The sequence below is a fragment of the Sphingorhabdus sp. SMR4y genome, from assembly GCF_002218195.1.
GTDB lineage: Bacteria > Pseudomonadota > Alphaproteobacteria > Sphingomonadales > Sphingomonadaceae > Parasphingorhabdus.
Map to the genome: position 1 here is coordinate 1,449,097 of NZ_CP022336.1, position 15,914 is coordinate 1,465,010.

The 15,914-nt window shown below is 58.4% G+C and carries 12 protein-coding genes; 5 read left to right on the top strand and 7 right to left on the bottom strand.

From position 1 onward, the window contains the following. Positions 1-219: 219 nt before the first annotated feature. Complete coding sequence (locus tag SPHFLASMR4Y_RS06840) at positions 220-1,368, top strand: acyl-CoA dehydrogenase family protein (protein ID WP_089132881.1); 1,149 nt, start codon at positions 220-222, stop codon at positions 1,366-1,368. Further along, positions 1,368-2,195, top strand: coding sequence for a MaoC family dehydratase N-terminal domain-containing protein (locus SPHFLASMR4Y_RS06845; RefSeq protein WP_089132882.1), 828 nt, complete (start codon positions 1,368-1,370; stop codon positions 2,193-2,195). Before SPHFLASMR4Y_RS06840 ends, SPHFLASMR4Y_RS06845 begins: the two co-directional genes overlap by 1 nt. Before the next feature lie 611 nt (positions 2,196-2,806). On the opposite strand, the gene katG is transcribed toward SPHFLASMR4Y_RS06845, so the two are convergent. The 7 genes from katG to SPHFLASMR4Y_RS06880 form a co-directional block, all read right to left on the bottom strand. Then, positions 2,807-5,044, bottom strand: a complete 2,238-nt coding sequence (gene katG / locus SPHFLASMR4Y_RS06850) for a catalase/peroxidase HPI (RefSeq protein WP_089132883.1) — start codon at positions 5,042-5,044, stop codon at positions 2,807-2,809. 418 nt (positions 5,045-5,462) lie between these two features. Then, a complete protein-coding gene (locus SPHFLASMR4Y_RS06855; protein ID WP_089132884.1) occupies positions 5,463-6,359 on the bottom strand; it encodes an SDR family oxidoreductase in 897 nt (298 codons plus the stop codon). A gap of 1,041 nt (positions 6,360-7,400) precedes the next feature. Then, entirely contained in the window at positions 7,401-8,090 is a 690-nt protein-coding gene (locus tag SPHFLASMR4Y_RS06860) for a DUF4197 domain-containing protein (protein WP_260807107.1), read from the bottom strand. Between the two features lie 111 nt (positions 8,091-8,201). After that, on the bottom strand, positions 8,202-8,720 hold the full coding sequence (locus tag SPHFLASMR4Y_RS06865) for a hypothetical protein (RefSeq protein WP_089132885.1): 519 nt from the start codon (positions 8,718-8,720) through the stop codon (positions 8,202-8,204). Between the two features lie 71 nt (positions 8,721-8,791). Further along, on the bottom strand, positions 8,792-9,583 hold the full coding sequence (locus SPHFLASMR4Y_RS06870; RefSeq protein WP_089132886.1) for an SDR family oxidoreductase: 792 nt from the start codon (positions 9,581-9,583) through the stop codon (positions 8,792-8,794). Positions 9,584-9,595: 12 nt separating this feature from the next. Then, positions 9,596-10,732 (bottom strand): acyl-CoA dehydrogenase family protein, encoded by a 1,137-nt coding sequence (locus SPHFLASMR4Y_RS06875; RefSeq protein ID WP_089132887.1) that lies wholly within the window; start codon positions 10,730-10,732, stop codon positions 9,596-9,598. Between the two features lie 81 nt (positions 10,733-10,813). Continuing rightward, complete coding sequence (locus tag SPHFLASMR4Y_RS06880; RefSeq protein WP_089132888.1) at positions 10,814-12,007, bottom strand: acyl-CoA dehydrogenase family protein; 1,194 nt, start codon at positions 12,005-12,007, stop codon at positions 10,814-10,816. A gap of 227 nt (positions 12,008-12,234) precedes the next feature. Between SPHFLASMR4Y_RS06880 and SPHFLASMR4Y_RS06885 the strand changes: the two genes are divergently transcribed. The 3 genes from SPHFLASMR4Y_RS06885 to SPHFLASMR4Y_RS06895 all read left to right on the top strand — a co-directional run bounded on the left by SPHFLASMR4Y_RS06885 (position 12,235) and on the right by SPHFLASMR4Y_RS06895 (position 15,909). Beyond that, entirely contained in the window at positions 12,235-13,077 is an 843-nt protein-coding gene (locus SPHFLASMR4Y_RS06885; RefSeq protein WP_313906762.1) for a glucose 1-dehydrogenase, read from the top strand. Beyond that, positions 13,074-14,504, top strand: coding sequence for an MFS transporter (locus tag SPHFLASMR4Y_RS06890; protein ID WP_186266064.1), 1,431 nt, complete (start codon positions 13,074-13,076; stop codon positions 14,502-14,504). The genes SPHFLASMR4Y_RS06885 and SPHFLASMR4Y_RS06890 overlap by 4 nt, the downstream gene beginning before the upstream one ends. A gap of 103 nt (positions 14,505-14,607) precedes the next feature. Continuing rightward, on the top strand, positions 14,608-15,909 hold the full coding sequence (locus SPHFLASMR4Y_RS06895) for an acyl-CoA dehydrogenase family protein (protein WP_089132891.1): 1,302 nt from the start codon (positions 14,608-14,610) through the stop codon (positions 15,907-15,909). The last annotated feature ends 5 nt before the right edge of the window (positions 15,910-15,914 follow it).

Consider the following 15,914-nt stretch of genomic DNA (forward strand, 5'->3'; position numbering starts at 1 on the left):
TGCGGCAAATCTTCCGATGCGCCGCTGTCAGTCCCGAAATATGAGGCCATAGCTGATGCACAACGAATGAATCCTGCACCAGGATTGGCAGTTGATCTTCCGGCCAAGTTCGTTTCAATCAGCAGCGAAGACCGCAGTCCATACTGTCTGGCGCCTCTCGCGGGCGCTGGCGGAAGACAATATGGTCGGCAGAGATTTCAGGGTTAAGGACAGGAATGCATGCAGGATTATAGCGATATACGGGATGAAGTTGCCAAGCTTTGCCAGAGATTCCCCGGCGAATATTGGCGGGCACGGGACAAGGCGCGCGAATATCCCAGCGATTTTGTCGCCGCTCTTGGCGAGGCCGGCTATCTGGCAGCCCTGATCCCGGAGGAATTTGGCGGCGCCGGATTGCCGATCTCGGCGGCAGCGGCGATCCTCGAGGAAATCCAGGCGCAGGGCTGCAACGGTGGCGCGGTGCATGCGCAAATGTATATCATGGGCACGATGCTGCGCCACGGATCGGACGCACAAAAAGCACAATATCTGCCGAAGATCGCGACCGGTGAATTGCGCCTGCAGGCCTTTGGCGTGACCGAACCGACCAGCGGCACCGATACGCTGGCGCTCAAGACCGTGGCGAAGCGGGACGACGATGACTATATCGTCAACGGCCAGAAATTATGGACCAGCCGCGCCGAGCATAGCGACCTGATGCTGTTGCTCGCCCGCACCACCCCGCGCGATCAGGTGGCCAAGCGCACCGACGGCCTGTCGGTCTTTCTGGTCGACATGAACGCGGCCAGGGACAACGGGCTGACCATCCGGCCGATCGACACGATGATGAACCACAGCACCACCGAACTGTTCTTCGACAATATGCGCGTGCCGGCCGCCAATCTGATCGGCGAGGAAGGCAAGGGCTTTCGCTATATCCTCTCCGGCATGAATGCGGAACGGCTGCTGATCGCGGCGGAATGTATCGGGGACGCCAAATGGTTCATCGAGAAGGCAACCGCCTATGCCAAGGAACGGGTGCTGTTCGACCGGCCGATCGGCCAAAACCAGGGCGTCCAGTTCCCGATCGCCCGCGCCTATGCGCAGATGCGCGCGGCCGAACTGCTGGTCCACGAGGGCCTGCGCAAATATGAGGCGGGCGAGAATTGCGGCGAGGAAGCCAATATGGCCAAGATGCTGGCCGCCGACGCCAGCTGGGCGGCCGGAGAAGCCTGCGTCCAGACCCACGGCGGTTTCGGCTTTGCCGCGGAATATGACGTCGAGCGCAAGTTCCGCGAAACCCGGCTCTACCAGGTCGCCCCGATCAGCACCAACATGATCCTCTCCTATGTCGCAGAACATGTGCTGGGCCTGCCGCGGAGCTATTAATGAGTGACTGGAAAGACTGGATCGGCAAGAGCGAAACGCGCCATGATGTGATCACGCCCGGCTTGCTGCACCGCTTTTGTGCAACCATCGACCGGCCGGTCACCGACGCGATCCCGCAAGGATTGCACTGGTGTCTTGCCCTGCCCGATACGTCGACCGCGCAACTTGCCGAAGATGGCCATCCGGCAAAGGGCGGTTTCCTGCCGCCCATCCCCCTGCCCCGCCGCATGTGGGCTTCAAGCAGTATTTCGTTCGAACGGCCGCTGCAGCTAGGCGACGAAATTTCGCGCGTCTCGACCGTCGCCAGCATAGAGGAGAAATCCGGAAAATCCGGCAATCTGGTGTTTGTGGCGGTCGACCATGAAACCCGCGTCGGTGATATTGTCGCGATCAGGGAACGGCAGAATATCGTCTACCGCGAACCGGCCGCCGCTCCGGCACCGGCACGCCAGACCAGCAGCGTAGCGCCGGACCTGCAGGACTGGGACTGGCAACAGACAATCGTCCCGTCCGAGCCCTTGCTATTCCGCTATTCGGCGCTGACCTTCAACAGTCACCGCATCCATTATGACCGGCCCTATGCGATGGAGAAAGAAGGCTATCCCGGTCTGGTCGTGCACGGACCGCTAATGGCGACATTGTTGCTCAATCTCGCGGCGAGCGAACTGGGCGCAAACAGGCTCTCAGGTTTTTCCTTCCGCGGACAGGCACCGGCCTTTGCCAACAGGCCGATATATCTGGTCGGCAAACAGGAGGGCGAGAATATTTCGCTCGCCGTGATCGGAAACGATGGCAAGGACATCATGTCCGCGCAGGCGATGATCTAGGCACCGCCTTGGCGAATTTTACAGCAACGCGCCTTTTTATTTTCTGTGACCTTTGCCTCAAGATATTGTTTTTTAGTGTTCTTTTGGCAATCACCTGCCATCTAGTGTGACCTTTGGGCCAGCGGAAGATGCCGGCCGGGTCGCGGGCAAAAGACCGGAGCCATTTCGCACATATCCAGAATGTCAAAGAGCCTTACGGTTGCGAGATTAAGCCAGCCGGTGGCGTGTAGGAAAGCATTTTGCTGCGCTTCATTGAATTTGCCATTGCAAATCTCCGTTCGTGCTGAGCCTGTCGAAGCACAGGTGGGACAAGCTGACATTGCCCTGCAGACGCTGGACCCTTCGACAGGCTCAGGGCGAACGGAATTTTTTGCGGAGCAACTGTGCTCGGTGCGGGCAAGCTTTGGAAGCTCGCGCGGAGCACAATCCGTTCGTGCTGAGCTTGTCGAAGCACGGGTTGAGCAAGCTGACATTGCCACGCAGTCTCCGGACCCTTCGACAGGCTCAGAACGAACGGGAGCGAACCGAGACGCCCAATTCCAGCCGCAACATGAAAAGCCCGGCGGCTGCGGATCACGCGGCCACCGGGCTTTCCAGTTTTTTATGTCAGCCTAGAAACGGTCGGCGTTCATCACCTTGGTCCAGGCCGCAGCAAAATCTTCGACAAATTGCTGGTCGGCATCGTCCGACGCATAGACTTCCGCAACGGCGCGCAATTCCGAATTGGAGCCAAAGATCAGATCAACCGGCGTCGCGGTCCAGGTCAGTTCGCCGGTCTTGCGGTCATGACCCTCGTACAGTCCCGGTTGCGATTCCGATTTCTTCCACTGCGTTTTCATGTCGAGCAGATTGACGAAAAAGTCGTTGCTCAACTGGCCGGGATTGGCGGTAAACCCGCCATGGGACGACTTGCCCGCATTGGCATTCAATGTCCGCAAACCGCCCACCAGCACCGTCATTTCCGGTACCGTCAGGTTGAGCGCATCCGCCTTGTCAACCAATGCAGCCGCTGGCGCCAGATCAGCACCGGCTGCGTAATAGTTGCGGAAGCCGTCCGCCTTGGGCTCGAGATAGGCAAAGGAAGCCGCGTCGGTCTGCTCCTGCGTGGCATCGACACGGCCGGGCGTGAACGGCAGACTGACCTTGTGCCCCGCCTTGCTTGCCGCTTGCTCGACCGCAGCATTGCCGCCCAGAACGATCAGGTCGGCGAGCGAAACCTGCTTGCCGCCCGTGGCGCTGCGGTTGAAATCCTTCTGGATCGCTTCCAGCTTGCCCAGCACCTTCGTCAGTTCCGCCGTGTCATTGACCGCCCAGTTGCGTTGCGGCTCCAGCCGCAGCCGAGCACCATTGGCGCCGCCGCGCATATCGCTGCCCCGGAAGGTCGAAGCCGAAGCCCATGCCGTGCGCACCAGTTCGGGCGTCGACAGGCCGGAGGCCAGAATTCTCGACTTGAGTTGCGAGACGTCCGCGTCACCGATCATCGCATAGTCCGCAGCGGGCAACGGATCCTGCCAGATGAACGTCTGGCTCGGCGCATCAGCACCGAGATAGCGCGCCGAGGGCCCGAGATCGCGATGGGTCAGCTTGAACCACGCCCGGGCGAAGGCCGCCGCAAATTCATCGGGATTTTTGTGCCAATGCTCTGCGATTTTGCGGAACCCGGGATCTTCCTTGATCGCGATATCGGTGGTGAACATGATCGGCGCGTGGGTCTTGCCCGGGATATGCGCGTCCGGCACCATGTTGGCAGCGTTCGGATCGCTCGGAATCCACTGGGTCGCGCCGGCCGGGCTCTTGGTCTTCACCCATTCGAAACCGAACAGATTGTCGAGATACTGGTTGGTGAAGGCGATCGGATTGGCCGACCATGCGCCTTCGAGACCGCTGGTGATCGTATCCTCGGCATTGCCCTTGCCGCATTTGTTGGCCCAGCCCATGCCCTGACTTTCGATTCCCGCAGCGGAGGGTTCGTCCCCCATGCATTCCTCGGGCTTGTGCGCACCATGCGCCTTGCCGAACGTGTGTCCACCGGCGATCAGGGCCAGCGTTTCCTCGTCATTCATTGCCATATTGCCAAAGGCCCGGCGAATGTCGGCTGCGGCAGAGATCGGGTCATGATTGCCGTTCGGACCTTCCGGATTGACGTAGATCAGACCCATCTGCGTCGCTGCGAGCGAACCCTTGAGGTCGCCCTTGCCGTCGCGACGCTTGTCTTCCAGCATCTTGGCTTCGGGCCCCCAGAACACGAGATCGGGTTGCCAGGCGTCCACGCGGCCACCGGCAAAGCCGATGGTCTTGAAGCCCATATCTTCAAGCGACACATTGCCGGTCAGCACCATCAGGTCGCCCCAGGACAATTTGCGGCCATATTTCTGCTTGATCGGCCAGACCAGTCGGCGGGCCTTGTCGAGGCTGACATTGTCGGGCCATGAGTTAAGCGGTTCGAACCGCTGCTCGCCGCCGTCAGAACCGCCGCGCCCGTCACCGACACGATAGGTGCCGGCGCTGTGCCAGGCCATGCGGATGAAGAACGGACCGTAATGGCCATAATCGGCCGGCCACCAGTCCTGCGAAGTGGTCAATACCTTTCGGATATCCTCCTTGACCGCCGCCAGATCAAGCGTTGCGAATTCGGCGGCATAGTCAAAGTCCGGCCCATAGGGGTTGGACTGGGCCTCGTGCTGGCGAAGCGCCGCGAGGTCCAGGCTTTGTGGCCACCAGTCCTTGTTCGTCATCGCCCCCGATGGATCCTGGACCACCGTTTTCTGGGCCTGAGCCGGGCTTGCGATCGCCAGCGGCGTCATGGAAGCCGCCAGCAAGGCAAAAATTGAAACCTGTGACTTGAACATCTCTCTCTCCTGTTGATCGTCTCGTCGTGACAGGAGGATTTTTAGGGCCACTCGAACAAATGGCGAAACCGGTATATTTCCTGACAGTCATCGAAGATATCGATCAGATTTAGGACGGCGCTGTTTCAGGCCTCCTGCCAAGCAGTGGAGATCGTGCTGGAGAAAGGGGTGTTCGGGCGCTTCTGGCGCACATCAAAAGAAGCCCGACGGCGGGTCGCTAAACCGCCGGACTTCTCCTGATTACCCTAAAAGGGTGGGATACGGCATCAGTTTCGTATTGAGTGAAACAGTTCATCAGATCGATGCCGCAAGATTCTGTTAACCGAATCTTTACCAAGCCCCTGTGACGACGATCACTGTACAAAGGAAAAAGATCCGGGGTCGCCCCTGGCGACCACCCGGCATCCGTTGCGACGGGTCAGACCGTCCGTTTTGCGCGGTCTTTCTGATTCTGGCCCTGAATAGCCTGTTTGGCGGCATCCCACTGCTCATCGCCCCAGGCCAGCAACTGCGAGAAATTACCGCCGCCGGCAAGATAGCCGCCGCCATCGATCGCTATGGTCTGGCCGGTCATATATTCGACTCCGGGGCCCAGCAGGAAGGCGGCCAGATTGGCCAGCTCATGCATTTCGCCCGGTCTGTTGATCGGCGCACCGCTTTGCTTGCGTTCCTTGTCGCTGCCGGTCGGATTAAGCCGGCTCGACATGCCTTCGGTCGGGAACAGGCCCGGCGCAATGGCATTGAGGCGAATATTATGGCGCGCCCATTCCACCGCGAGGCTCTGGGTCATCACATTGATACCCGCTTTGGACATTGCGCTGGGCACAGTGAAGGCGCTGCCGTTCCACACCCAGGTGGTCAGGATCGAAACAACATTACCGCGGGTCCCGCCTTCGATCCAGCGTTTGCCGATATCATGGGTCATGTAGAATGTGCCGCGGAAGACAATATTGGCAATCGCATCAAACCCGCGGATCGACAGGTCTTCGGTGCGGGAGATGAAGTTGCCGGCGGCGTTGTTTATCAGGCCGGTCAACGGACCATGTTGCTGCCAGATGATGTCATTCATTTCGCTGATCATCTCTGCGCTGCGGATATCACAGGGGTGCGGCACGACCTTGCCGCCATGTTTTTCGACCAGTTCTTCGGCTGTCGCCTTGCATACATCACCGCGCCGGCCGCAAATATGCACCTCGGCCCCCAATTTGAGCAGACCTTCGGCCATTTCCTTGCCGAGGCCGGTGCCGCCGCCGGTCACGAGAATGCGCTCGCCCGCCATCAGGTCGTCGCGGAACATGAGTTTGCTGCTATCCATATCATCCTGTCCTGTTTTTTGTTTATGGCGCTCATGCGAGATGAGTCACCCTAATCAGACTAGCAGTAATGATGCGGTAGCACAGGGGTCTGTCAGGACAGGTTCGGGCGACAACAGCACCCGCAAGGCGCGCGGTGGCCAGCAACAAAAAAACGGGAGCTTATCCGAAGATAAGCTCCCGCTGCGCCTCTGTTGGGGCCGCTGTCCTCTTGCGATTTCAGCCGCCGCTTGTTTGGCGTCCGGCTTCCGGTCCAATCCGTTGATGGTTGGTGGTTTTCCACGGTTTGACTTGCGCCTCCCCGCTTCGGTTTCCAACCCGATACTGGTCCGGTCACCCGATGATCTTCGCTCGTCCTGCCTGTTCGGGCTTGCGCCGTCCCTTGCCGGACTGCATCCGATCACCGACCGAGAGATCATTTTCCTTTTCTTGCGAAAAACAAATTGGTCGTCTCGACCATCTTCCGGTTCCCGGGCTGTCCTGCGGGTCATTGCTGACTGGTCGCTGGTTCGTCCGATTGCCTTCCGATGACTGATATATGACTCTTTGTCCCGAGTCGCTCCTAGCGGATTATGACAAGTTATCCACAGCACCAGCATTCAGCGGTGGAAAACTCCTGCCGCAATGGTGGACAAAAGTGGAAAGCGGGGTTTTTTGTGGAATTGCCGCAAAAATCGTCCGCTGGTCCGGCCTTTCACTCGGGAGGGGGTGGTGAAAGGACCGGACCGTTGGACCAATCCCGGCGCCTGTTTTGGGAGGAGGATGCGGCGGCCGGGATTGTAACTTCTTGCCTCAGACCTGAACCGTCGAGAACAGCACGATGCTGCTGACGGAAAGGGCGGCGACAATATTGAAAAGCGTTTTCATGGATTTTCTCCTTATTACAAACGCCTGACAAACATCTCTTTTCCTGCGTAACTTACAGGCTGCAAATGGTCTCATCGCCATTAGGTTTCAATTGAAAATGGAGAATTATCTGTTGCGCGTTTTGCAACTGCCAAAATGCCCTCCGAATTCCCTGAATATCAATTAGACATCTGAATTTACTTGAAAATACCCTTCAGCAGCTTCTTGCCCTTGTCCAGCGGTTCGCTGCGAAACTTGGCTTCTTCCTTGCCGATATAAGTAAAGATGCCGTCCATCGTCTGGTCGGTGACGCTATCGGTGAGGCCTTCACGCGAAATATTCGCGCCGCCCAGTCGGGCCAGCGATGACACGGACCCGAGCTTCTCGACCTGCTGGTAGGCGCCCAGTTCCGTCAGTGCTTTTTCGACCAGCGGACGCACCTTTGTCGCCAGCTCTTCCCCGGAAGTGCGCCGCAGATAATCGGAGCCGGCCGCATTGCCCCCGGTTACAATACCGACACCGTCCTGAAGCGTGAGATTATCGATCGCCGAGCGGAACAGCGGCTTGGCTTCGAGGGCCGCCCGGCCGGCAGCATCATTGAGCGTTTTGGTGATGTCCCTGGTCAGCCCCGCCTTGCTGGTGAAGCGCAAGATATCGGTGGCCTTTTTCAGCGGACCGGGCAGCAGCACCCGCACCGCCTTGTCGGCATAGAAAGCGCCCGGCTGGGCCAGCTTGTCCAGCGCATTGTCGGATGCATCGCCCAACAGGCTTTTCACGCCGGTGGATTGCGCCGCCGCCGGTGTCGCCGCCAAGCCGATCATGGCTAGCGGCGCTGTCGCCAGCGCGAAAGACGCTATTATTTTTGTCGAGGTTTTTCCGTGACGCATGACCGTTGCTCCTGTCTTGTTCCAGGCGATCATAGCATAGTTCGGTGGCCACCCCCTGAATGATCAGACCAGCAGGGGTAAAATCATGCAAAGCCGGGAACGATGGCAAGTCTATTTGCGTTCGGAAAACTCGAGTATGCCCTTGCTTTCCTCGCCGGACACTTCGGTCAGAGCCAGCGAAAACGGATCGCCCTCATCATTGCGCCCCGACAGACTGGTGCCGTCCCTGACGACCTTGAAATCGTTGCCGGTCAACTGTTTTTCATACCAGTCGGCCAATGCATTTGCTCCGACGGGAGCCTTGAAGCCGATCTGGACCTTGCCACCCTGCCCGTCCTTGTCTTCGATATTGAAACTGGTGACGTGACTGCCGGGATAGAGGTCTACGTCGTTCATGTCGAAATCATCGCTGTCGAGCGTGATCGAAGGCAAATCGACTTCCATCGAGAAGCCCTCGGCCTTGATAGAGAATTTGCTGTTATCGCCGTCACCGCCGATTTTGATCTTCTCGCTGTCGGACTTGTCCTCGTCGCTGAAGTCTATCGAAACCGAGGATTCATCATCGACCTTGCTGCAAGCGGACAAGCCGAGCGGCAAAGCGGCCAATAGTATCAGATATTTCGTCGACATGATTTTTCCTCCAAGCTGTATTGTCACAATAATACAGCTTGGAGTTTAGTTGGTCAAGCAGCAAAGCCGGGTCAGCCGTCGATCGAGGCCCCCGGATTGGCGGCATTCACGATGCCGCCATCTACGGGGATAGTGGTCCCGATGACATAATCGCCGGCCGAACTTGCCAGAAATACAGCGGCGGATGCCATATCTTCCGGCCGTCCGATACGCTTGGCCGGAATGCCTTTCTCGACAGAATCTTCGTGGTCGCGGGCCGCCTTGTTCATGGTCGAGGCAAAAGCGCCAGGCGCAATTCCGGTCATGATGATGTCTTCCTGCACCAGTTTCGAAGCCATTTTGCGAGTCAAGTGGATGACCGCAGCTTTCGAAGCCTGATAGCTGTAGGTTTCCCAGGGATTCACCTTCAGACCGTCAACCGATGCAATATTGATAACCTTGGCGGGCTGCTCGAAACTGGCGGCCGCTTTCAATTGCGGGTGCAGGGCCTGGGTCAGGAAGAACAGGCCTTTGACATTGGTGTCCATGACCTTGTCCCAGCCGGATTCAGGAAAATCGACATATTCCGCGCCCCATGCGACGCCGGCATTGTTGACCAGTATGTCGAGCTTCTCTTCCCGCGACGCGATTTCTGCGGCCAGCGCCTTGCAGCCTTCATAGGTCGAAATATCACCCTGAATATAGATGCAATTCTCGCCGAATTCAGCAGCAGCAGCTTCGCCCTGATCTGCCTTGCGACCGGAAATATAGACCTTCGCACCCTGCGCCAGAAATCCTTCCGTTATCATCGCGCCGATACCCCGCTGGCCGCCGGTAACGAGAGCAACACGGCCTTCGAGCGAGAAGAGTTTGTTAAAATCCATTGTCATTGTTCCTTAATAGCCGTGCATTTCGGCAACCAGATTGGTGTGATAATTGGCATCACCCATGAATTCCTGCAGCGCGCGGTCGCGCTTCATGTAGAGGCCGATATCATATTCGTCGGTCATCCCGACGCCGCCATGCATCTGCACGCCTTCCTTGACCGAAAGCGCTGTTGCCCTGCCCGCCTTGGCCTTGGCCACGGACACCATCAGCTCCGCCCTGGACGATCCTTCGTCGAGCATCTGCTGGGCTTTCAAAACGGCAGCGCGGGCAATTTCCATCTCGCTGTACAGATGCGCCATGCGATGCTGCAAAGCCTGGAATGAACCGATCAGTTCGCCGAACTGCTTGCGGCCCTTGATATAGTCGACGGTGATATCCATCGATCCCGCGCCCACACCAAGCGTTTCAGCGGCTGCGCCAGCGCGACCGGCGTTCAGCAAACGGCGGAGCACGGTGTCACCATCGTCCACTTCGCCAATCACCGCATCGGCATCGACCGTTACCCCGTCAAACTGCACATGCGCCGCCATCGCGCTGTCGACCAGCCGCGCACTGTCCCGCGAAACGCCCGCTGCATTGGCATCAACCGCGAACAGCGTCAGCCCCTTGTCGTCGCCAGCCTTGCCGCTGGTCCGGGCCGCAACGATCAGCATATCGGCTGATCCGCCCTGCACCACAAATTGCTTTTTCCCGTCGAGTTTGAAACCATTGCCCTCGCGGGTTGCGGCCATGCCGATCTGGTCGGGCCGATGCTTGGCACCTTCGTCAATCGCCAGGCCGAGAACGGTTTCACCCGCCAGGATGCCCGGGAAATATTGGTCGCGCAGCGCCTTGCCGCCAGCATTAAGCGCTTCCACGCCGGCGACCGCGGTGGTCAGAAAGGGCGAAGGCGTGAGGTTGCGGCCGATTTCCTCGAGCACGGTGCCCGCCTCGACATGGCCGAGACCAAGACCGCCCTCGTCTTCGCCAATCAATATGCCGGTAAAGCCCATTTCGGCAAACTGCTTCCACAGGGCGTGGGAGAAACCATCCTTGCACTGCTTATCCCGAAATTCGCGCAAGTGCGAAACCGGCGCCTCGCCTTTCATGAATTCGGCTGCACTGTCGTGGAGCATCTGCTGATCTTCGTTCAAATAAAGCGGCATGTTCTAGTCCTTATCTTAATCTGTCGTGCGAGCGCACTCGCAAAGCCGTCCCGCGGGAACGGCGGTTAGGCGGGGATGCCGCTAGGCGCCCGGCAGTCGCAAAATCTGCTTGGAGATGACGTTCAGCATGACTTCGCTGGTGCCGCCCTCGATACTGTTCGCCTTGGTCCGCAACCAGCTGCGCGCGGTCATCCCGCCATTGCTTGCATCGCTTTCCCATTCCAGCACTTCGCTGCCGCCAGCCGCCATGATCAGCTCGTGCCGACGCTTGTTGATTTCGGTGCCGGCATATTTCATCATATTGGGCTGCGCCGGATGGCACAGACCGGCCTTGAACGTATCGCCGAATCGTTCCGCCATGGCGCGGAAGGCCAGAACCTCGATATCCATCTCGGCCATTTGCGCGCGCAGCATCGGATCGTCGAGACGACCCATTTCATCACGGCCCACCTGATCGGCGAATTTGGCGCCGAGTGATGTTGCGCCTTCCGAACCGCCGCCGGAAATCATGCTGCGCTCGTGGCCCAGCAGATATTTGGCGACGTCCCAGCCCTTGTTGACTTCATAGACGACCGACGAAACGCCCTCGCCATATTCTTTCGGCACTTTGACATCATCGAAAAATGTCTCGCAGAAAGCGGACTGACCGGAGATCAGTACGATAGGCTTGGTGGTTACGCCCTCGCTGGCCATGTCGAACAGCATGAAGGAGATGCCCTTGTGCTTTTCATTCTTGTCGGTGCGGGTGAGGCAGAAGATCCAGTCGGCCTTGTCGGCATAGCTGGTCCAGATTTTCTGTCCGTTGATCAGGAAATGATCGCCCTTGTCGACCGCGCTGGTTTGCAACGAGGCGAGATCGGAACCGGAACCCGGTTCGGAATAGCCCTGGCACCAGCGGATTTCACCGCGTGCAATCGGTGGCAGGAAATGCTTCTTTTGCGCTTCGGTACCGAAATGCAGCAATGCGGGGCCAAGCATCCAGATGCCGAAGCTCGACAGCGGTGACCGGCATTTGAGCCGGGCCATTTCCTGGCCGAGTATTTTTGTTTCCGCACGGGACAGTCCGCCACCGCCATATTCCTTCGGCCAGTCGGGCACGGTCCAGCCCTTGGCCGCCATGACATCCAGCCATTCCTTCTGGCCCGGCTTGAACGTCGCATTGCGCCCGCCCCAGACGGCATCATCTTCGCCCGTCATCGGCTCGCGCATTTCCGGCGGACAATTGGCTTCGAGCCATGCGGCGGTCTCCGCGCGAAATTTTTCCAGATCGGACATCACGATTTTCCTTTTAATTGAGCAATTAAAGTTGGACTATCATAATTGCGTAGACCGATTCAATGATTCCCTTGGCCTGACGGCGAAAAAATATCGGAGCATCGGATGCAAGACTTGATAACCATAATCCGGCCTCGCGATTTCCGTAGCGGAAACGAAGGTCGGCGGCACAAGTGATTGACGCTCACACGCATCATCGCTTTATTGCCGACAAAAAACGGGAGCGCATGAGGATGAGATTCGAGGGCAAGACCGCCGTTATTACTGGCGGGTCATCGGGCATAGGACGCGGCAGCGTCGAACTTTTCCTCCGCGAAGGCGCCGCAGTCGTCATGGGTGATATCGACGAAGCAGAAGGCACCGCGATGATGTCCGCGCTGGGCGAGAATTTCCTGTTCAAGCCATGCGATGTCACGCAGGAAGCCGATATCAAGGCCCTGATGGACTACGCCGCCGAAGAGACCGGTGGCATCGATATTCTGTTCAACAATGCGGGTGCCGGCGGGCCACGCGCTCCGATCGACGAAATCAGCGGTGACGAGTGGGACTTCGCCATGGCGCTGCTCCTGAAATCCGTCGCCATGGGCATTCGCCATGCCGCACCCCACCTCAAGAAACGCGGTGGTGGCGCGATCGTCAACACCGCCTCTGTCTGCTCTTTCCAGGCCGGCTATGGCCCGACTGCCTATTCCACCGCCAAGGCGGGTGTATTGCATCTTACCAAGCTCGCCGCGGCCGAGCTTGCCCGCTATAATATTCGTGTGAACGCAATCTGCCCCGGCTTCATACAGACCAATATTTTCGCGGCCACAGTCGGCGCCGACAAGGAAGAGGCGCAGCAGATAAACGCCGTTCTGGGCCAGGCCGCGGCCAGCGCGCAGCCGGTCGCCCGCCCCGGGGTGCCCGCTGATATTGCCGAAGCAGCCGCCTATTTGGCATCCGATGCGGCGGGCTTTGTTACCGGCACCCATATTCTGGTGGATGGTGGCATGCTGGTCGGCACGCAAGGCAGCTGGGATCCGGAAGTGCCCGGCATGCTGGATTCCATTCTGCCGGACAATTTGCGTTGACCGAAACGTCCGACAAGCTGCCGCTCCGGACGAAGATCCTATACGGCTTTGGTGCCTCTGCCTACGGCATCAAGGACAACGGATTCTCGGTTTTCCTGCTCTATTACTACAACCAGGTTGTCGGCATGCGCGCCGATATCGTCAGCCTGGCGATTGCCATTGCGCTGTTCGTCGATGCGTTTATCGATCCGCTGATCGGCCAGATGACCGACCGGACCAGAACCCCGATCGGACGGCGCCACCCGTGGCTCTACGGCGCGGCCATCCCGATCGCGATCGCCTGGCTGCTGCTCTGGCATCCGCCGGAAACAAGCGGCATGCTGCAATTCTTCTATTTGCTGACGATGGCAATGCTCGTGCGGATCACCTTGTCCGCCTACGAGGTCCCTTCGCTGGCACTGCTGCCGGAACTCAGCCGTGATTATCATGACCGTACCAGCACGTTGCGCTACCGCACCCTGTTCGGCTGGGCCAGCGGCCTTGGCATCATGGTTGTTGCTTATGGCCTGCTGCTGGTGCCGAGCGCAGATTATCCGGTCGGGATGCTCAATGTTGACGGCTATTCGACATATGCCATCGTTGGCGCCTGCATCATGGCCATTGCCGTACTGGTCTCCGCCGCCAGCACCCACAAACGGATCGTCGGGCGCTACAAGGCCGAGAGTAGCCCGCCGAAGACAGCGGAAGGCTTTGCCGAGATGCTTTCCGCCTATCGCTTCTCGCCATTTCTGTTGCTGATGTTTGCGGGCGTGTTCGCTTTCACCAATCAGGGACTCACCTTTGCGATGACGCCTTATCTGCTGACCCATGTCTGGGAATTCGGCTCTGCGGAAATGACCCTCTATTCGGCGGTTCTCTTCATAGGCGTCATATTGGCCTTTTTGCTGGTCACTCCGATCTCCAAGCGTACCGGAAAGCCAAAAGGCGCGGCCTTCTTGACGCTGTTCGCTGTGATCGTCGGCACGGCACCCTACTGGTTGCGGATGATTGACCTGTTCCCGCCACCCGGTTCGCCGAATTTGATCCCGGTCCTGTTCACGTTCCTCGTTATCGGGATCGCGGCCAGCATCTCGGCCATGATACTGACCATGTCGATGATGGCCGATGTTACCGATGCCTATGCTTTTGAAGTCGGCAAGCGGACAGAGGGGCTGTTCTCCTCCGGCATGTGGTTCATGCAGAAAATGGTCGGCGGCATGGGCATTCTCCTGTCCGGCCTGATCATCTCCTTCATCCAGTTGCCAGCGCAAGCGATACCCGGCTCGGTTGACCCCGCCATTGTCGATAACCTGGCGCTGATCTTCGTTACCTTAGTGACAGTGATTGGCCTCGCCGGAACCTGGGCCTACACCCTGTTTCCGCTCGGCGAGCAGGACCATAGCGATCGCATCGCAAAGCTGGAGGCGACAATGCCGAAGGTGAAATGAAACCGGATGAATAAAAACTCCACCGGCTGGTTGTTTTCACGGTGGCAAAGCCAGACGGCCTCTGATAAGTTAATTGTATAGTTAAAAAGAAAAGGATTTGGGCATGGATTTTGATCTCACGGAAAAGCAGGAATATTGGCGCAATCGGGTGCGCGACCATATCGATACTCACCTCCGTCCCCGTATTGCCGACTTCCATGAGGAAGAATCAACCGGCGAGCGCTGGAAGGTTCTGCAAGTCGTCGAGGAAGAGAAGAAGAAGGCCAAGGAAGCCGGCATCTGGAACCTCTTCATGCCTCCGCCCAATCCCAATCTGACCCATATTGACGATGTTTTCGAATTTGAAGGCCCCGGTCTGACCAATCTGGAATATGCGCTCTGCGCCGAAGAAATGGGCCGCGTCGGCTTCGCTTCCGAAGTGTTCAACTGTTCCGCTCCCGATACCGGCAACATGGAAGTGTTCCATCGCTATGGCACATTGGAGCAGAAGGAAAAATATCTGCGCCCGCTGATGAACGGCGAAATCCGCTCGGCCTTCCTGATGACCGAGCCGGCCGTTGCTTCCTCCGACGCGACCAACATCGAAACCGCCATTGTCCGTGATGGTGATGAATATGTCATCAACGGCCGCAAATGGTGGTCTTCGGGCCTCGGTGATCCGCGCTGCAAGATCGCGATTGTCATGGGCAAGACCACGTTCGAGGGCAGCCGCTATACGCAGCAGTCGCAGATCCTGATGCCCACCGACGCGCCGGGCGTAAACATCATCCGTCACCTGCCCGTGTTCGGCTATGACGATGCGCCGCACGGCCATATGGAAGTCGAAATGAAGGACGTTCGCGTTCCGGCAGAGAATATCATTCTCGGCGAAGGCCGCGGCTTTGAAATTGCCCAGGGGCGCCTCGGACCCGGACGTATCCATCACTGCATGCGGACCATCGGTGTCGCCGAAGAAGCGCTCGAGAAAATGGTCAAGCGACTGCAATCGCGCGTGGCCTTCGGCAAGCGTATCTCCGAACATAGCGTATGGGATGAACGCGTCGCCCGCGCCCGCATCGACATCGACATGAGCCGCCTGCTCTGCCTGAAAGCGGCGGACATGATGGACAAGGTCGGCAATAAATATGCGAAAGCCGAAATCGCCATGATCAAGGTTCAGGCTCCGACCATGGCGCTGAAGATTATCGATGACGCGATCCAGGCCCATGGCGGCGGCGGTGTCACCACCGACTTCGGTCTTGCCCAGGCCTATGCCCATCAGCGGACCCTGCGGCTTGCCGACGGCCCGGACGAAGTGCACAATCGCACGATCGCCAAGATGGAATATGGCAAATATGCCGAGACCGCCGATGGCAGCAAGATGAAGGAAGATTTTTCATCCGGTGATCTCGCCGTCTCGCGCTAGGAGCA